Source organism: Massilia aurea, assembly GCF_014200505.1.
Classification (GTDB): Bacteria; Pseudomonadota; Gammaproteobacteria; order Burkholderiales; family Burkholderiaceae_D; genus Telluria; species Telluria aurea_B.
The window spans coordinates 1043254-1060727 of record NZ_JACHBX010000001.1 but is presented as its reverse complement, the minus strand read 5'-3'; the positions used below and the strand labels follow the sequence as shown (position 1 = coordinate 1060727).

At 64.1% G+C, this 17474-nt stretch carries 21 protein-coding genes; 13 read left to right on the top strand and 8 right to left on the bottom strand.

The features are described from left to right. The first annotated feature begins 64 nt into the window (after positions 1–64). Positions 65–883 carry an archaetidylserine decarboxylase gene (asd, locus tag HD842_RS04750; protein ID WP_183553610.1) on the top strand — a complete coding sequence of 273 codons (819 nt, stop codon included), beginning with the start codon at positions 65–67 and terminating at the stop codon, positions 881–883. A gap of 6 nt (positions 884–889) precedes the next feature. Here asd and HD842_RS04745 read toward each other — a convergent pair whose 3' ends face one another. Further along, the gene (locus tag HD842_RS04745; protein WP_183551608.1) at positions 890–1861 is read right to left on the bottom strand and encodes a LysR family transcriptional regulator; all 972 of its coding nucleotides are present in this window, start codon (positions 1859–1861) and stop codon (positions 890–892) included. A gap of 108 nt (positions 1862–1969) precedes the next feature. Here HD842_RS04745 and HD842_RS04740 point away from each other — a divergent pair, with 108 nt between their 5' ends. The 3 genes from HD842_RS04740 to HD842_RS04730 all read left to right on the top strand — a co-directional run bounded on the left by HD842_RS04740 (position 1970) and on the right by HD842_RS04730 (position 4052). Then, complete coding sequence (locus HD842_RS04740) at positions 1970–2566, top strand: FMN-dependent NADH-azoreductase (RefSeq protein WP_183551605.1); 597 nt, start codon at positions 1970–1972, stop codon at positions 2564–2566. A gap of 139 nt (positions 2567–2705) precedes the next feature. Continuing rightward, a complete protein-coding gene (locus HD842_RS04735; protein WP_229424670.1) occupies positions 2706–3500 on the top strand; it encodes a pirin family protein in 795 nt (264 codons plus the stop codon). An 81-nt stretch (positions 3501–3581) separates the two neighbouring features. Next, entirely contained in the window at positions 3582–4052 is a 471-nt protein-coding gene (locus tag HD842_RS04730; RefSeq protein ID WP_183551599.1) for a hypothetical protein, read from the top strand. 20 nt (positions 4053–4072) lie between these two features. On the opposite strand, the gene HD842_RS04725 is transcribed toward HD842_RS04730, so the two are convergent. Genes HD842_RS04725 through HD842_RS04715 form a run of 3 tightly spaced genes read right to left on the bottom strand, consistent with a single transcriptional unit; the run spans position 4073 to position 5045 of the window. Next, a complete protein-coding gene (locus HD842_RS04725; RefSeq protein ID WP_183551596.1) occupies positions 4073–4345 on the bottom strand; it encodes a hypothetical protein in 273 nt (90 codons plus the stop codon). Further along, the gene (locus HD842_RS04720; protein WP_183551593.1) at positions 4324–4824 is read right to left on the bottom strand and encodes a hypothetical protein; all 501 of its coding nucleotides are present in this window, start codon (positions 4822–4824) and stop codon (positions 4324–4326) included. The genes HD842_RS04725 and HD842_RS04720 overlap by 22 nt, the downstream gene beginning before the upstream one ends. 14 nt (positions 4825–4838) lie before the next feature. After that, a complete protein-coding gene (locus HD842_RS04715; RefSeq protein ID WP_183551590.1) occupies positions 4839–5045 on the bottom strand; it encodes a hypothetical protein in 207 nt (68 codons plus the stop codon). A gap of 209 nt (positions 5046–5254) precedes the next feature. On the opposite strand from HD842_RS04715, the gene HD842_RS04710 reads away from it, so the two are divergent. Further along, on the top strand, positions 5255–6229 hold the full coding sequence (locus HD842_RS04710; RefSeq protein ID WP_183551587.1) for a succinylglutamate desuccinylase/aspartoacylase family protein: 975 nt from the start codon (positions 5255–5257) through the stop codon (positions 6227–6229). 3 nt (positions 6230–6232) lie between these two features. Here the strand turns inward: HD842_RS04710 and HD842_RS04705 are convergent, their stop codons facing one another. Continuing rightward, positions 6233–6424 (bottom strand): hypothetical protein, encoded by a 192-nt coding sequence (locus HD842_RS04705; protein ID WP_183551584.1) that lies wholly within the window; start codon positions 6422–6424, stop codon positions 6233–6235. Here HD842_RS04705 and HD842_RS04700 point away from each other — a divergent pair. The 6 genes from HD842_RS04700 to HD842_RS04675 all read left to right on the top strand — a co-directional run bounded on the left by HD842_RS04700 (position 6417) and on the right by HD842_RS04675 (position 13088). Beyond that, positions 6417–6713, top strand: a complete 297-nt coding sequence (locus tag HD842_RS04700) for an ArsR/SmtB family transcription factor (protein WP_183551581.1) — start codon at positions 6417–6419, stop codon at positions 6711–6713. The two genes, HD842_RS04705 and HD842_RS04700, sit on opposite strands and share 8 nt — an antisense overlap. Positions 6714–6722: 9 nt before the next feature. After that, positions 6723–7784, top strand: coding sequence for an alkene reductase (locus HD842_RS04695; RefSeq protein ID WP_183551578.1), 1062 nt, complete (start codon positions 6723–6725; stop codon positions 7782–7784). A gap of 172 nt (positions 7785–7956) precedes the next feature. After that, positions 7957–8925 carry an IS1595 family transposase gene (locus HD842_RS04690; protein ID WP_183551575.1) on the top strand — a complete coding sequence of 323 codons (969 nt, stop codon included), beginning with the start codon at positions 7957–7959 and terminating at the stop codon, positions 8923–8925. Positions 8926–9105: 180 nt separating this feature from the next. Continuing rightward, entirely contained in the window at positions 9106–11760 is a 2655-nt protein-coding gene (gene pepN / locus HD842_RS04685) for an aminopeptidase N (protein WP_370660785.1), read from the top strand. 7 nt (positions 11761–11767) lie between these two features. Beyond that, a complete protein-coding gene (locus HD842_RS04680; RefSeq protein ID WP_183551572.1) occupies positions 11768–12553 on the top strand; it encodes a hypothetical protein in 786 nt (261 codons plus the stop codon). Between the two features lie 94 nt (positions 12554–12647). Next, on the top strand, positions 12648–13088 hold the full coding sequence (locus tag HD842_RS04675; RefSeq protein ID WP_183551569.1) for an acyl-CoA thioesterase: 441 nt from the start codon (positions 12648–12650) through the stop codon (positions 13086–13088). Here HD842_RS04675 and arsC read toward each other — a convergent pair. After that, the gene (arsC, locus tag HD842_RS04670; protein WP_183551566.1) at positions 13085–13432 is read right to left on the bottom strand and encodes an arsenate reductase (glutaredoxin); all 348 of its coding nucleotides are present in this window, start codon (positions 13430–13432) and stop codon (positions 13085–13087) included. The genes HD842_RS04675 and arsC overlap by 4 nt on opposite strands. A 191-nt stretch (positions 13433–13623) precedes the next feature. Here arsC and HD842_RS04665 point away from each other — a divergent pair, with 191 nt between their 5' ends. After that, positions 13624–14256 carry a 1-acyl-sn-glycerol-3-phosphate acyltransferase gene (locus HD842_RS04665; RefSeq protein ID WP_183551563.1) on the top strand — a complete coding sequence of 211 codons (633 nt, stop codon included), beginning with the start codon at positions 13624–13626 and terminating at the stop codon, positions 14254–14256. Between the two features lie 25 nt (positions 14257–14281). On the opposite strand, the gene HD842_RS04660 is transcribed toward HD842_RS04665, so the two are convergent. Further along, on the bottom strand, positions 14282–14728 hold the full coding sequence (locus HD842_RS04660) for an ester cyclase (RefSeq protein ID WP_183551560.1): 447 nt from the start codon (positions 14726–14728) through the stop codon (positions 14282–14284). 94 nt (positions 14729–14822) lie between these two features. Here HD842_RS04660 and HD842_RS04655 point away from each other — a divergent pair, with 94 nt between their 5' ends. Continuing rightward, on the top strand, positions 14823–15734 hold the full coding sequence (locus tag HD842_RS04655) for a LysR family transcriptional regulator (RefSeq protein ID WP_183551557.1): 912 nt from the start codon (positions 14823–14825) through the stop codon (positions 15732–15734). Positions 15735–15772: 38 nt separating this feature from the next. On the opposite strand, the gene HD842_RS04650 is transcribed toward HD842_RS04655, so the two are convergent. Then, complete coding sequence (locus HD842_RS04650) at positions 15773–17467, bottom strand: SulP family inorganic anion transporter (protein WP_183551554.1); 1695 nt, start codon at positions 17465–17467, stop codon at positions 15773–15775. Between the last annotated feature and the right edge of the window lie 7 nt (positions 17468–17474).

The window sequence follows — 17474 nt, the reverse complement described above, 5'->3', positions numbered from 1 at the left end:
ATGCGCACTTTTCCGCGAAAGGCGATCGACCGTGTCCAGACTCAAAGTCCTGCCCCAATATGTGATGCCGAAGCAGGCAATAACCAACCTTGCCGGCCGCGTTGCCGGCCATCGTGGCGGGTCGATGACGACTGGCCTGATCCGTTGGTTCGTGGGCAAATATAACGTCGACATGAGCGAGGCGGCCAATCCGGACATCGCCAGCTACCCGAGCTTCAACGAATTCTTTACCCGCGCCCTGCGCGATGGCGTGCGCCCACTGGCGCAGGCCGATTATGTGTGTCCGGTCGATGGCGCGATCAGCCAGTTCGGCGACATTGATGATCACCAGATCTTCCAGGCCAAGGGCCACAAGTTCACCACGGCCGAACTGGTCGGCGGCGACCAGACGCTGGCGGCGCACTTCCAGCACGGCCACTTCGCCAACGTCTACCTGAGCCCAAAGGATTACCACCGCATCCACATGCCGTGCGACGGGCGTCTGACGCGCATGATCTATGTGCCGGGCAAGCTGTTCTCGGTGAACCCGACGACGGCGCGCGGCGTGCCGGGGTTGTTCGCGCGCAACGAGCGCGTCGTGTGCGTGTTCGACAGCGACGAATTCGGGCCATTCGTGATGACGCTGGTCGGCGCGACCATCGTCGGCAGCATGGCCACCGTCTGGCATGGCGTCGTCAATCCGCCGCGCATGGCGCGCATCTGCGACTGGCAATATGAACCGGGCCAGGTCACGCTGAAAAAAGGCGACGAGATGGGCCGCTTCCTGCTGGGTTCGACCGTCGTGATGCTGTTCCAGAAAGGCGCAATCCGCTTCAATCCGGCCTGGGCGCCCGAGGGCAAAGTGCGCCTGGGCGACGTGATGGGCAACCGGCCGCTGCGCTGACCGGTCTCAGGCAGCGTCAGACGCACCCTCCTCCAATGCAGCCTTCGCCCTGAAGGCCGCAGCGATCTGTTCCGGCCCGTGTCCGTGGGCCGTGCAGGTTTCTTCCATCATCGCCAGAAATGCGCGCGTCTTGGCCGGCATCAGCTTGCGGCTCGGGAACACAGCCCAGCCATTCGCGGTTGGCATCTCCCATTCGGGCAGCACCCGCACCAGTTCACCGGTCTGCATATACGGTTCGGCGAACAGCGTTGAGCTGAGCGCGATCCCAGCGCCACGTGCGGCGATTCGCGCCAGCAGGTCCGGTGAATTGGCCGTCAGCCGGCTTGGCAGCGCGCGCTGCCAGCGCACCTTCCCGCGAATCAGCGTCCATGGCATCGGGCCGCCGCTGCGGCTCAGGATGCACAGCACGTCGTGCGTGGCCAGGTCGTCCGGATGCTCGGGAATGCCGTGGCGCGCCAGGTAGGCCGGTGATGCGAACAGGCCCGGTTGCTCGAGGATGAACGGGCGCGCGCTGAGCGTGGCGTCGTCCGGCAAGTCGCCCATGCGGATGGCAATGTCGAAATTCTCGGCCACCAGGTCGACCCGGCGCGGCGTCAGGTCCATCTCGAGCGTGACGGCCGGGTAGCGCTCGAGAAAACGCGCGATCACGTGATTCAGCGTGCTGTTGGCGAAGTCGCCCGGCGCCGAGATGCGCAGCTTGCCGCTCGGCTCACCCTGGCGGTGCTGGGCCAAAGCGCCGGCCGCCTCCACTTCGTCGGCCAGGCGCCGCGCGTGTTCATACAGGCTGGCGCCGAATTCCGTCACCACCAGCTTGCGCGTCGTGCGCTGCAGCAGCCGCTCGCCGAGGGTCGTCTCGAGCAGCGCCAGGCGGCGCGACACGGTCGACTTCGGCAAATTGACACGGTCGGCAGCGCGCGTGAAGCTGCCCGCCTCGACGATGCGGGCAAAGAGCAGCAGGTCATTCGGTTCGACGTCCATGATTGTCCCATCAGCAGAATAATGTTATCCATTTTACGGGCTTTCGCATTGTTTTTGGAAAGACTAAAGTAGACCCATCGCTACTCCAACCACGAAGGGACCACCACCATGAACATCCTGCACATCACCTCGAGCATCCGCGGCGACGCCTCCGAATCGACCCGCGTCACGCAACAGATCGTCGACAAGCTGGTCGCCGCCAACCCGGGCGCGACCATCGTGCGCCGCGACCTGGGCGCAGCCCCGGTCGCGCTGCTCGACGGCGCAGCACTGGGCGCGCTGTTCACGCCGGGTGACCAGCGCAGCGCCGCGCAACTGGCGCGCGTGGAGCAGGACGACGCGCTGATCCTCGAAGCGCAGGCAGCCGACGTGATCGTGCTGGGCGCCCCGATGTACAACTTCTCGATGCCGGTGCAACTGAAAAGCTGGTTCGACGCCATTGCCCGCGCTGGTGTGACGTTCCGCTATACCGAGACCGGTCCGGAAGGCCTGCTCAAGAACAAGAAGGTCTACGTGGCCGCAGCTCGTGGTGGTGTGTATGAAGAGGCGCAGGATCCGCAAGTGCCGCAGATGCGCGCGTTGCTGGGCTTCCTGGGCCTCTCGGACCAGACCTATATCTATTCGTCTGGCATGGCGATGGGCCCCGATGCCGTGGCTGCGGGCCAGGCAGCAGCCAATGCCGCCATCGAAGCGGCGCTGGCGTAATACTGGTAAAACCCCGGCCGCCGTCAGGCGGCGCAACCAACAGGAGAACAGATTGACCACTTCCGTCCCGCAGCCGGCCACCACGGCGCCCCTCGTCAAAAGCCGCGGCGTCGAGCGCATCATCAACGGGCAGTTCGTGATGGACGGCGCGGGCGTACGCATCAACCGCATCCTGACTGGTCCCCTGCAGCGCCGCCTGGACCCGTTCCTGATGCTCGACGCCTTCGGCAGCGACAAGCCGGGCGACTACATCGCCGGCTTTCCGGAGCACCCGCACCGGGGTTTCGAGACCATCACCTATATGCTGGCCGGGCGCATGCGCCACCGCGACAGCGCCGGCAACGAAGGCCTGGTCACGGATGGCGGCGTGCAGTGGATGACGGCCGGGCGCGGCGTGATTCACTCCGAGATGCCGGAGCAGAACGCCGGCCTGATGGAAGGCTTCCAGCTGTGGCTCAACCTGCCCGCAAGCGACAAGATGACGGCGCCGTGGTACCGCGACATCCCGCTCGAGGAAGTGCCACGCCTGACGACTGGCGACGGCGTGACCGTGCAGGTAATCGCGGGCCGCACGCACGGCATCGACGGCGCGGTGCAGCGGGCCCATACCGAGCCGCTGTACCTCGACCTCGAGATCCCGGCCGGCGTGACGTTCGAGCAGCCGCTTCCAGCGGGGCACAATGCGTTTGTCTATGTGTTCCGTGGTGAAGCCGTCATCGACGGCAAAGGCGTGCCGGAAACGCGCATGGCGATCCTCGACAATGCCGCCGGTGCCGACGGCGTGCGGATCAAGGCGATCGCACCCACGCGCCTGCTGGTGCTGGCCGGGCGCCCTTTGAGCGAGCCGATCGCGCAGTACGGACCGTTCGTGATGAATACGCAGGCCGAGCTGCATCAGGCGGTCGAGGATTTTCGCGCCGGGCGTTTCGCATAAGCGCTTCGTCAGCGGCCAATCTACGTACCTGGCAGGCATGCGCTACACTCTCGGGATGACACAAGCGCAACACAGCCTGCCATGGCACTGCTAGACACCCTGGGCGACCTGCTCGCCCGCGCCAGCTACGCGCTGGGGCTGGAAAACGCCGACCGCTTCCCGCGCGGTCACGCTTCCCCGTACACCCGCTGGAACAAGGCGTACTTCGACATCCCGTCCGACCTCAAGGCCGAGCGGATGGAAACCATCATCTGCGCGGCCATCACCAACACGCCCTACGTGTTCGGCGAGATCCGCAATCCCACGCCCCGCATGCAGCGCGCGCTCCTGGCCATCATCGAAGCACGCCTGCGCCGCGCCGATGCGCCGGCTGATCTGGTGGCGCTGCTGATCAAGGCATACCGTCAGCCGCACACACCGGACATCGTGCCGGGCCTGCGCGCGACGATCGCGGCCAACGCGCAGTTCGATGCGAATATTCAGGCGCATGCGGTGCTGGCGTATCTGGGCGATGCGCCGGCGGGCTTTGGTGTGATCGAGGCGCGGGGCTAGTCCAACCAATCGATCGATGGTCAGGCCACTGTCCCAACTTCGTTAGCAGTCAATTTCACGTATTGGATGTTCAACGTGATGGCTTCAGAATAGCGAAGCACAAAACTATCGCCGTCGACCGGATAAAAGCGCTCGATGTCTTGCCCGTCCGCGGACTTGTCGGCCGACATGGGGCGGCGCTTGACTCTCTGAAGAATAAGCCGGTCGAGCTGGCCGTCTTTGTCGAAGTAAAAATTATTGAGCACCCCGACGTACAGCACCGCTTCCTTTCCTACCTCAACGATCGCGGACACGTAGATGAGGTCAGGCTCATCCTGCTTTTCAAAGTCGGCGCCAGTAAGCAGGTAGTACCAGGGCGCGTCATGAAATCGAAACACGGAACCAGCGACCGTATCGATAAATCAAGTTTGAACGTGGAAATCGCACGACGTATCAGCGCTGGTACGACATGCGATGCGACCAGCAATGAGATGAAGTAAGCTGAAATCGCACCGAACTGACTTGCGATTTGTACGTTGCCTCGTGCTTGCGTTGCAGCATGCGCAGACAGCAAATTCATCAAGGTCAGTGGATCAAGCCGAAAGCCAACCAGCGAAGAGATGCTCAGCCAGACTGCATGCAGGATCAGCGAAAACAGCACACCTTCTGCCGCCACGCGACCGAATGGAGAAAAATCAAGTGACTCGCTCTCTGTCCGTTTAAGCCCACTACGAAATACGAATCCTGGTAGCAGTACCAGAAATGCGATTAACGCAGGCAGCGCCAGGTTCATTGGTAACGATCACGTTAGGCTGCTTTTGACGCGTTCGGCACGACTCTTGCACTGACCTGCACAGGGCGGCCGTCCTCGCCACGAATAACGAACTGACCGGTCACGGCGGATTTCTGGACACCCGCGCGCGCAGTTTTGCCGAGCACGAAATCGAGCAGCTGATCACTTGCTTGAGGATCAGCCAAGAGCTGCGACGCCAGTTTGCTTTTGAGCGCTTTCATGCACCCACTATGCCACAAGTTATCGACGAATGCACCGTCCACTGGCCATCTCGACCACCGCGCCTGCGTGCATCCGGCAGCACCAGGAAACGCCGATTTTGCCCCACGTGTCGAGCGATCGACCAGCGCATTCGGGCCTGCAGCAAGTTGCGTGATGCGCTGAGTTTACCGATAGAATATCGCCACTATTTCAACTGCCCATATCGCCCATGACTTCGCCCCGCCAGTTCCAGTTCAAATCCATCAACTACACCGGCCTGCAGCCGGGTCCGCGCGTCATCATCATGGGCGCGACCCACGGCAACGAGGTGTGCGGCACCAAAGCCATCCGGCGCGTGATGGACGAGATCGACAGCGGCGCGCTGCACATTGCTGCCGGCAGCGTGACGTTCGTCCCGATCGTCAATCCGCTGGCGTACCAGCAGGTCACGCGCAATGGCGACCGTAACCTGAACCGCGATCTGTTCCCGAAAGCGAACCCACAAGATTTCGAAGACCAGATCGCGAACTGGCTGTGCCCCCTGCTCGGCCAGCACGACGTGCTGCTCGATATTCACTCGTTTGCCGCCACGGGCGAGCCGTTCGTGATGGTTGGTCCGCTCGACAATGACGGCACGCTGCAGCCGTTCCGCCACGCCGAAAAAGAACGTGCGTGGGCGCGCCGCCTGGGCGTGCGCCGCTTCGTCGATGGCTGGCTGGCGACCTATGGCGACGGCGTGCAGCGCCGCAGCCGCAGTGCTGATGAATTGGAAACCGTCCTGCGCTACGGCGTGGGCACCACCGAATACATGCGCAGCACAGGCGGCTACGCGCTGACGCTCGAAGCCGGCCAGCACGACGATCCGGCCGCGCCCGATGTGGCGTACCGCGCGATCATGAATACGCTGGCGCACCTGGGCTTGATCGCCGCGCCCGACCCCGTGCCCGTCGATTTCGATGCCATGGAAGCGTTGTCGATGGTCGTCGTGCATGACAAGCTGCACGCGGATGACGCGTTCGTGCGTCCGTGGAAAAGCTTCGATCCGGTGGCCGAAGGTGAACTGATCGGCACCCGCGCCGACGGCACGCCGGTGACCGCCGAATTCGGCGGCCGCATCCTGTTCCCGGCCGCCAGCGCTGCCGCCAACACCGAGTGGTATTACCTCACCCGCCCGAATCCGGTATTCGGACGCGAACAGAACTGATCTTCACGCCGGCGACAGCAGTTTGAGCATCACGATGCCGCTGATGATCAGCGCAATCGCCAGCAAGCGCAGCGCCAGGCCGCAGCCGGCCCTAAAGCGAAAATCGGGCCGCCGCCAGCAGACTTTTTTTGAATATCGTAAGATGACGATATTCGGATCGAAAGATCCCGATATAAGGAACCAACCGATGGACATCGACGCGATCCACAAGGCCCTGGCCAACCCGGTGCGGCGCCAGATCCTGCAGTGGCTGAAGGATCCGCAGTTGCACTTCAGCGAGCAGGAACACCCGCTCGAGATGGGTGTGTGCTGCAAGCTGATCGATCAGCGCACCGGCCTGTCGCAGTCGACCGTGTCGGCGCACCTGGCCACGCTGCAGCGCACGGGCCTGGTGGGCACGCGCCGGGTCGGCCAGTGGGTTTTTTATCATCGCAACGAGGAAGCCATTGCGGCCTTCCTCGCCCAATTGAACGACGCAATCTAGGAAAACAAGATGACTACCATGTTTGATCCGATCAAGGTCGGCGCCCTCGAATGGCCAAACCGCATTGTCATGGCGCCGCTGACCCGCTCGCGCGCCGATGCCGGCCGTGTCCCCAATGCCCTGATGGCCGAATACTATGTGCAGCGCGCGTCGGCAGGCCTGATCCTGTCCGAAGCCACCTCGGTCACCCCGATGGGCGTGGGCTACGCCGACACGCCGGGCATCTGGTCCGACGAACAGGTCGAAGGCTGGAAGCTCGTGACCGACGCCGTGCACGCTGCCGGCGGCCGCATCTTTTTGCAGCTGTGGCACGTCGGCCGCATCTCCGACCCGTCGTTCCTGGACGGCCAGCTGCCAGTGGCCCCATCGGCGATCAAGCCGGACGGCCACGTGAGCTTGCTGCGCCCGAAGCGTGAATACGTCACCCCGCGCGCGCTGGACATCGAAGAAATTCCGGGCATCGTGTCGGCCTACCGCAAGGGCGCCGAGAATGCCAAGCTGGCCGGCTTCGACGGCGTGGAAATCCACGGCGCCAATGGCTACCTGCTCGACCAGTTCCTGCAGGATTCGACCAACCAGCGCACCGACGCATATGGCGGCTCGATCGAAAACCGCGCACGCCTGCTGCTGGAAGTGACCGATGCCTGCATCGACGTCTGGGGCGCCGACCGTGTCGGCATGCACCTGGCGCCGGCACGCGACTCGCACGACATGGGCGACTCGACGCCGGCCGAAACCTTCGGCTACGTGGCGCGTGAACTGGGCCGCCGCAAGATCGCGTTCATCTTCACCCGCGAAGGCCAAAGCCCGGACGAACTGGGTCCGATGATCAAGAAAGAATTCGGCGGCGTGTGGATCGCGAACCAGCAGCTGAGCAAGGAACAGGCCGAGGAACTGATCGCCAGCGGCACGGCCGATGCCGTCTCGTGGGGCCAGCTGTACATCGCCAACCCGGACCTGGTGGAACGCCTGCAACTGAACGCACCGCTCAACAAGCCGAACCCGGACACGTTCTACCATCCGGGCGCAACTGGCTACACCGATTATCCGGCGCTGCCGGCCACGGTGTAAGCATCCCTTTCTCCGCGCCCTCGCCCGCTATCGCCGGCGAGGGGCGGCGCTTCTTCGAACAGGACCTGCGGGTCCTGTTTTTTTTGGCGCAGTCAGCGTTAAATAGAGCCGAGCTATGAACTGATCAGCGGTCCCATGGTCCAACGCCTGTCCCCAGCGTCAGGAGTCGATCATGAAAGCGCCTCGTTTCAAGAACTGGTTTGCCAGGTTGCCAGCGCTGAATCAGCCACAGCGCCGGCAAGTGCTCGACGCCCTGCATCCCGCAGCTGGCCTCGACCAGGTAGTTGCACTGATCGCGCAAGCCAGAGCGCCAGCGCGCTGCTGCCCCAGTTGTGGCAACGAACGCTGCAATCGGCACGGATTCGCCAACGACCTGCAGCGCTTTCGCTGCTGCGCTTGTGGCCGCACGTTCAACGACCTGAGCGGCACGCCGCTAGCACGACTCAGGCACAAGGCCAAATGGCTCGCGTATTCGCAGGTGCTGCTCGATTCACTGTCCGTGCGCAAGGGCGCAGACCAGGTCGGCGTACACCGCAACACGGCATTCCGGTGGCGCCACCGCTTTCTCGAATGGGTCAAGCTCGACCGGCCTGCATCGCTCAACGGCATCGTGGAGGCCGATGAAACATTCCTCCTCGAATCGCAAAAAGGATCACGCACGCTCGACCGCCCGCCACGCCGACGAGGCGGCCGCGCGCCCAAGCCTGGTATTTCCCGCCATCTCGATTGCATCCTGGTGGCGCGCGACCGGAATGGCCGCACCATCGATGCCGTTACTGGCCGTGGCGCACTGACTGCCACCCAACTCGAACGCGATTTGCTACCCAGGCTTGATCCGCAGGCGCTCCTGGTCACCGACAGCCACGCCGCGTACCGGGCCTTTGCACGCAAGCACAGTATTGCGCACGAGACCGTCAATCTGCGCGCCGGCGTGCGCGTCAGGCATTCGGGCAGCCGCGCTATCCACGTACAGAACGTGAACGCCTACCACGGGTGCTTCAAGGCCTGGCTACTGGGCTTTCGCGGGGTGGCATCGCGCTACCTGCCCAATTACCTGGGATGGCGCTGGGCCTTGGATGGTGGGCGGGTCAGTTCCGCAGAACAGTTGTTCTGCATCGCTGTCGGCGTCATCAACAGATAATGTTGACTGCGCCTTTTTTTTCGTATTGACGCTTGGATGAAGCATATGTATGCCATATGCATGCGTGAAAAAGGATCATCGTGATGGGTGTCCAGCCACGAACGTTAGTGATATTCTTGCGCGATTGTTAGATTGTTACTGTGCGCACGTCTCGATGCGCCTACCGAGAGAGGATTTTCAGTGAACGTTCCAGCACACCGCGCCATGGCGCTTGCCATCGCTTCCGCCATCGCCTTTGGCAGCGCCGTCCACGCTGCGCCGGCGGCCCAGGGCGCGCGCGCCGAGACGCCGTTCCTGTCGCAGGTCGACGCCTTTGCCCGCTCCGCACGCGTATCGAACGTGGACTATGTGCTGGACTTCACGCTGACCGGCAAGGAAACCTTTGCCGGCACCACGACTGTCACGTTCGACCTGAAGGATGCCGACGCGCCGGTCACGCTGGACCTGAAGGACGCCACCGTCAAATCGGTCAGCGTCAACGGCAAACCGGTCGCCACGCGCTACAACAAATGGTTCGTCACGCTCGACGCGGCCAGCCTGGCCAAGGGCCGCAACACGGTCGTCATCGATTACGAGCGCCTGCACAGCACCAATGGCGAAGGCCTGCATCGCATGGTCGATCCGGCCGATGGCCGCGTCTATACCTATTCGCACTTCGAGCCGGTCGCGGCCCAGCAGATGTTCGCGGTGTTCGACCAGCCTGACCTGAAGGCCAGCTACACGGTGTCGGTCACCGCGCCGCGCGACTGGCACGTGGTCACGACCACGCGTGAGACCAAGATCGACGAGCGTGGCGCGAACCGCCACTGGACCTTCAAGACCACCAAGCGACTCAGCCCGTACAACTTCTCGCTGCACGCCGGCCCGTACCAGGTCTGGGAAGACAACAGCGGCAAGTACCCGATGCGTCTGTTCGCGCGCCAGTCGCTGGCCAAGCTGGTGGTCCCGGCAGACTGGTTCCGCCAGACCAAGGCCGGCCTCGGCTTCTTCGAAGAATACTTCGGTGTCCCGTATCCGTTCGAAAAGTACGACCAGCTGATCGTGCCGGACTTCCTGTACGGCGCGATGGAAAACGCCGGCGCGATCACGTTTGCCGAAGCGCGCTACGGCGTGGCCAATATGACGGCCGAGCAGAAGCAGTCGCTGACCGAAGTGATCATGCACGAGATGGCGCACCAGTGGTTCGGCAATCTGGTGACCATGAAGTGGTGGAACGGCCTGTGGCTGAACGAAAGCTTCGCGTCCTTCATGGGCGTGCTGGCGACGGTCGAATCGACCGAGTTCAAGGATTCGTGGCAGAAGTTCTACCAGAGCGGCAAGCAGCGCGCCTACATCCAGGACCAGACCGCGAGCACGCACCCGATCGAAGTGCCGGTGCCGTCGTCGAGCAATGCGTTCGACAACATCGATGCGATCACCTATTCCAAAGGCGGCTCGACGCTCAAGCAGCTGCGCCACCTGCTGGGCGAAGACGTGTTCCGCAAGGGCGTGCACAATTACCTGGTCAAGTACTCGTGGAAGAACGCGACGCTCGACGATTTTATCGGCAGCCTCGGTGAAGCGGCCGGCCGTGACCTGTCTGGCTGGACCAAGCAGTGGCTGTACAACGCCGGCGTGAACACCATCGCCGCGAACTACAGCTGCAGCGGCGGCAAGATCCGCAACTTCACGCTGGCGCAGACCGCGCCATCGAAAGAGCTGCCGACGCTGCGCGAACAGCGCGTGCAGATCGGCGCCTTCAAGATCGACGGCGGCAAGCTGACGCTGGTAAAGAACGTCCCCGTCACCTACACGGGCGCCAAGACCGCGGTGCCGGACATGAACGGCACGGCCTGCCCGGATCTGGTCTACCCGAACTACCAGGACTGGGGATACGCCAAGGTCAAGCTGGACAAGCGCTCGTTCGCCACCGCGCGAACCAGCCTGGCCAAGGTCGACGATCCGCTGCTGCGCGCGATGCTGTGGCAAAGCCTGTGGGATGGCGTGCGCGACGCCGAGATGCCACTGAACGACTTCCTCACCGTGGCGCTGAACAATGCGCCGCTCGAGAAGGATTACACGCTGCTGGGCGATGTGCTGGGCAAGGTCAGCGAGTCGAAGGCCTACCTCGATGCGATGAACCTGGATAACGCGTACACGCGCCAGACCACGCTGGCACTGGAAAAGATGGCATGGGACGGCGTGCTGGCCAACAAAGGCAATGCCGACTTCCAGCGCCGCTGGTTCAACCAGTACGTGAGCGTTGCCAGCAGCCCGGATGCGCTGACACGCCTGGCCGGCATCCTGGGTGGCCAGGTCGATGCGGCCGGCGTGCCGGTGGGCCAGCCGCAGCGCTGGTCGATCATCGCGCACCTGAACCGGTACAACTATCCGGGCGCGTTCGACCTGATCGCGCAGGAATCCGCGCGCGACAAATCGGACGCGGGCCAGATCGCGGCCGTGGCAGCGACGGTCGTCCGTCCCGATGCCGCCGTCAAGGCGGACTGGGTCAAGCAGATCGAAGACCAGAAGACGGCATTGCCGTTCTCGCGTATCCGCACCGCGATGGGCAGCATCTTCCCGCCCGAACAGGGCGCGCTTAATGAGCGCGATGCCGATGCACGTCTGGCACGCCTGCCGCAGGTGGACAAGACCGCCGGCCCGGTCTTCATGCGCGCGTATGCGGGCACGATGATCCCGGCGACCTGCACGCCGCAAAGCGTGGCGCGCCTGAGCCGCGCAGCAGCCACGATGACGGACCTGTCGGCGTTCACGCGCCGCACGCTGCTCGACACGCTGCAGGACGACCAGCGCTGTGTGGCGATCAAGGCAAAGCTGAGCGCACCGAAAGGCTGATCGCCGCATGCTGGCTGCCGGGGTCCTGACGCCACGCCGCTCGCCCGGCTGGCCGCTTGTAGTCACCCTTGGCCTGCACCTGCTGCTGGGCTGGTCGTGGTTGCAGGCGACGGGCGTGCGGGTGCTGCCGGCAGATCTGCCGGCGCCCCGTGAATTCATCGTGGTGGCAGTGCTGGCGCCTGCGCCTTCGCGTTCTTCCGCTGCACCCGCTGCACCCGCTGCACCCGCTGCACCCGCTGCCGCAGCGTCACCACGACCGCGCGCAGCGCAAGCAATTCCTGCGCGCGCCGCTCCTGCCGCGTCGACAGTGGCGCTACAACCGATCACGCCAGCGCCTGCTGACACCGCGCCGCCTCCGGCCATGAGCGAACCTGCTGCAGATCATTTCCCCACCCCTTCAGCATCAGCACAAGAACGCATTGCCACAGGCGACGACAGCCTGGCCAGCCGCGGCAAGCGCACGGCAGGCGCGGTCGACCACGAGCTGCGCAAGGGGAAGCTGGCGCCGCTCGACCCAGGCGACAACAAGTGGCAGCGCTTTGCACAGGCCGTCGGCGACGCCCGCGTGGACACCTCGCGCACGCTGACATCGGAAAGTTATACGGCGCCGGACGGCGTTGTCGTGTACCGTTTCCGCCAGGGCGGGCGCACCTGGTGCCGGACTGGCGGCGACATCAGGCCAAGCCCGTTCGGCGCTCAGGCTGGCGGCGCGGCGCTGTTCGACAAGGCCGGTGGTGGCGGCTTCGCTGGCACGGTTCGATGCCCGACCCGCGTGGAGTTCAAACCCGACTGAGCCACTGACAGGCAGCACAGTCGCCATCCACCGCCACCCCGCCCTGCCGTAAAATAGCCGCTTGCGGCCCCATGCCGCTCACGGAGACAACACATTGGACTGGGATTATCCGCAACCGTTCATCCTGGCGGTGACGCCGCAGGCCGGCGACATCGATGGCCTGAACCACACCAACAATGCCGTGTACGTGCGCTGGTGCGAGCAGGCCGGCTGGGCGCACTCCGACAGCCTTGGCCTGTCACTCGACGACTACCGGCGCCTGGACCGGGCGATGGCAATCCGGCGCGGCGAATACGATTACCTGCTGCCCACGTTCGTTGGGGAAGCGCTGCGCCTGGCCACCTGGCTCGTCGGTGGCGACGGCAAGCTGTCGATGGAACGGCGCTTTCAGCTCGTGCGCGACAGCGATGGCGCCACGGTGCTGCGCGGCCGCTGGGACCTGGTCTGCATCGAACTCTCGAGCGGCCGGCCGCGCCGCATGCCTGCGCCATTCCTGGACACATACATGCCCGTGATCGTGGGCGGGCCCGCTTAAAGAATCTCGTGCACGCGTGTGAACGGACGGCATAGCCGCACGCCGTTGGGTGTCACGACAAATGGCCGTTCGATCAGAATCGGATGCGCGACCATCGCGTCCAGCAGCGCAGCGTCGCTGGAGTCCGGCTGGTCCAGTCCCGATTCGGTAAAGACCGCTTCCTTGCTGCGCACGGCCTCGCGCACCGTGATGCCCGCATCGGCAATCAAGCGGGTCAGCGTGTCTCGTGTTGGCGGGTTGGCCAGGTAGTCGATGATCTGCGGTTCGTACCCGGCGTCGCGGATGGCGGCCAGCGTGTTGCGCGATATGCCGCAGCGGGCATTGTGGTAAATCGTGATGGCCATGGTCATAACAACGGTGTTTTTCTCATCATAATGTGGTGAATCGGACAACGACATGATAACCACAGCGCATACCCGTCACCACTATTTTGCTTGTTCCCCCTTCCGGGCCGGGCTAGAATCGCACGCTTGATTTTATCGAGCGTGAGAACTGCAACCATTGCAGATGACTGACGCCACCCTCCGGAGACCCGATGACCGACTACTTGCTGCGCCCTGCAGCCCTGCCCACCCTGCGCCAGCGCGCGGCGCTGCGCGTACTGCAGTGTTTCGGCTGGAAGGTGTTCTTCAAACCGTTGCCAGGGCCGCACGGCGTCTGCGTCATCTATCCGCACACGTCGAACTGGGATTTCCCGATCGGCCTGCTGGCCACGTGGGCCATGGGCACGCAGTTCAAGTGGCTGGCCAAGGACACGCTGTTCCGGGGACCGATGGGCCGCCTGATGCGCCACTGGGGCGGCGTCCCGGTCGATCGCCGCGCACCGATGGGCGCGACGCGTCAGCTGGCCGACACGATGCTCGCTGCGCCATCGTTCTGGATCGGTATTACGCCGGAAGGCACGCGCGCCTACCGTCCCAACTGGAAAAGCGGCTTCTACCACCTGGCCGTGACGGCCAACGTGCCGATGGTGCTGGTGCGTTTTGACTACGGCAAGAAAGAGCTGAGCCTCGTCGACACGATGACGCCGACCGGCGACGTCGAGCGCGACATGGACGCCATCCGCGCCGTCTACGTCGGCAGCCAGGCGCTGTATCCGGAGAACGCCGCACCGATCGTGCTGGCCCCGCCACGCGACGAGCAACCTGCACAGCGCAAGCGGGCCTGACACCGTTCAAGGGCGGTAAACAGGTTCAGCCTTGTGGCGGGAACTGACCAAGCTGCAGGAAGAGACCGAACCAGTCCTCCATGTGCCAGGTGGTGGTGATCAGGCCGCCTTCAAGCGTGTGAAACTCGTGCAACGGGAAGCTCACTTTCTTGCCAGTAGGCGCGATGCCGAACAGCTCGCCCAGATGCGTCCCGCTGATCTCCGCACGTACGGCAACCTTCCCAGGCGCCTGAATCGTGTCATGGATGGTGATGTGCACGTCCGGAAATGCGGCCGCCAGCATGCGGATGATCGGCTTGATGCCCGCTGGCCCAGGGCCCTGACCCGGGGCCAGCGGAATGTCCTCCCACGTGGGGGCAAGCACCGCATCGACAAGATCCGGGTTCTGTTCGCTGAACGCGCGGTACAGCGTCTCCACGACGGTAAGTTCGGTGCGCAGCTGCTGCGATAAGGCGGTCGTTGACGTCGTCATGGAAGTGATCTGCTCGAAGTTGAATGAGGCACCAGTGTGGTGCCCGCAGTTCAATCAGTCCAACAAATAACCGATATACCGTATTATTCGGCTCATGGATTTTCATGGCCTGGATTTGAATCTGCTGGTCGCGTTCGACGCGTTGATGAACGAACGCAATGTCACGCGTGCTGCGACCCAGGTGGGCGTCAGTCAGCCGGCAATGAGCGCCGCCCTGTCCCGGCTGCGTACCTTGTTGGGCGATCCCCTGTTCCAACGCAGCAGTGCCGGCCTGGTTCCCACCGCACGCGCACGCGACCTGGCCTTGCCCGTGGCTGCGGCCCTGCGCCAAATCGAATTGGCGATGTTGACTCAACCTGCGTTTGATCCCACGACGGCATCGGTGACGTTCAGACTGGGCCTGCAGGACTATCCCACGCTGGTCCTGCTACCAGCGCTTGTGGAAGCGCTTGAACGCGCCACGCCCGGCATATCGTTGAATGTGCTCGGGTATAACGACCGGGATACTGCCATCGATCTGCTCGACGCCGGATCGATCGACATTGCCATTGGCGTGGCGCCGACCGTGATGGATGCCCGCATCATGACCCGACCGCTCATGCGCGATGCGTTTGTCACGATCGTGTCGACCGACCATCCGACTGCCAGTGGCCCGATGGACTTGCGCACCTATCTCGACCTGCAGCACGTGCTCGTGTCACCCGAAGGGCAGTTGCATGGCCTCGTCGATCAAACCCTCGCGCAACAGGGCAAGCAACGCAAGCTTGCCTTGACTGTGCCGCAACTATTTGCCGTGCCCGCGATCATTGCGCGCACGAAGATGGCTGCCACCGTCCTCAAGCGTGTAGCGGATGATTCGCTGGCCAGCCATCGGCTTGTCATGTTCACGCCACCCTTGGGCCTGCCGGAAATCACGTTTCACCTGATATGGCATCGCCGTAGCGACAGCAACCCCGCTCAGCAATGGTTCAGGGAATTCATCGCGCAGCAGTCAGCCGCCTTGTAATTATCCGTGGCGTTGACGGCAGCAACGCACGCGAACGGCTACGGCTTACCCGCCGGCTGCGCGGCAGCGGCCGGCGTGCCGGCAGCACGCGATCCGGCCAGCTGGTCCCACGCAATGGCGGCGCTCAGGAACACCTGGCCGTTGAGCTTACCCAGCAGATCGCTTTCCTTGAGCCGGTCCATGACCGGCCCCTTCACTTCGGCCAGGTGCATCAGCACACCGCGCCGGTTCAGCGAGCTGTTCAACTCTTCCAGCCCGAACAGCGCCGACGTATCGATCGCATTCACGGCCGACAGCACCAACACCAGATGGCGCGTGCCCGCATGGGCGACGAGTTCTTCGTCGATGCGCTCGTTGACCGCATCCACGTTTCCGAAGAACAGGCCGGCATCGACCCGCAGCATCAGCAGACCCGGCGTCGTCTCGGCAGAATAGCGCTCGACATTGCGGAAGTGTTCGGTGCCATGGATGCGACCCAGCACCGCGATATGCGGCCGGCTGGCGCGCCAGATCAGCACGACCATCGACAGCGCCACGCCCACCAGGACACCCGCTTCGACGCCCAGCAGCAGCACGCCGCCGGCAGTGGCCAGCAGTGCCAGCGCATCGGCGCGGTCGTAATGCCAGGCCGTGCGCAGCGTCGACAGGTCGAGCATCCCGAGCACGGCCACGATGATCGTCGCGGCCAGCGTCGGCAGCGGCAGCAGCGCAAGCCAGCCGGTGGGCAGCACGAGCGCCAGCGCCAGCAGGCCGGCCGTGATCATGCTGGCCAGTTGCGTGTTGGCGCCGGCCGCAAAATTGACGGCCGAACGCGACAGGCTCCCGGTGACAGGAAAGCCGCCCGTCAGCGCGCTGCCGATGTTCGCGGCGCCCAGGCCGACCAGTTCGCGGTTGCTGACCAGTTTCTCGCCGCCGCGCTTGAGCGCCAGTGCCTGCGCGCCGGACATGCTGATCAGGAACACCATGAAGCCGATCAGGAGCGCCGGTTGGAGCAGCGCCTGCCAGTGCTGCGACGACGTCGCCAGGTTCAGGCCCGGCAAGCCGGTCGGCACGGCGCCCGTCGTCGCCACCCCCATCTGCACGAGACCCAGCTGCTGCACGAGCGCCATCGCCCCCAGCACGACGGCGATCGGCGCCAGCTTGGACCCGACGTCGGCCGCCGCTGCGGGCACGCGCAACCGGCGCAACAATGGCGCCAGGTGGCTGCGCGCGGCCAGGAGCAGCACGAGCGAGCCCACGCCCAGCAGGATGCTTGGCCAGTGCGGCCGCATGCCGAGCTCGATGGGGCCACCTATCAGCGTGCGCAGCTGGCCCCATGCGATGACGATTGCCGAGCCGATGGTGAAGCCGCTCATCACGGGCCGTGAGAAAAAATTGGCGAGAAAGCCGATGCGCAGCAGGCCGCACAGCAGCAGGACCAGGCCGGATAGCAAGGCCAGTTGCGCGGCGAGCACGCCATACAGCGCGGTGCCAGGCGTGGCCAGCGGCGCCAGCGTGGACGCCGTCATCAGGGAAATGATCGCCATCGGTCCGACCGATTGCGTGGTGCTGGTGCCGAACAGCGCATACAGCAAGGGCGGGATGATGCTGGCGTAGATACCGACCGCCGGCGGCAGGCCCGCCACCAGTGCGTAGGCCATGCCCTGCGGGATCATCATCATCGCCACCACGATGCCGGCGCTGATATCGCCCGGCAGCGCGGCGCGCCGGTACGGGCGCAACCACTCAAGCATGGAAAGT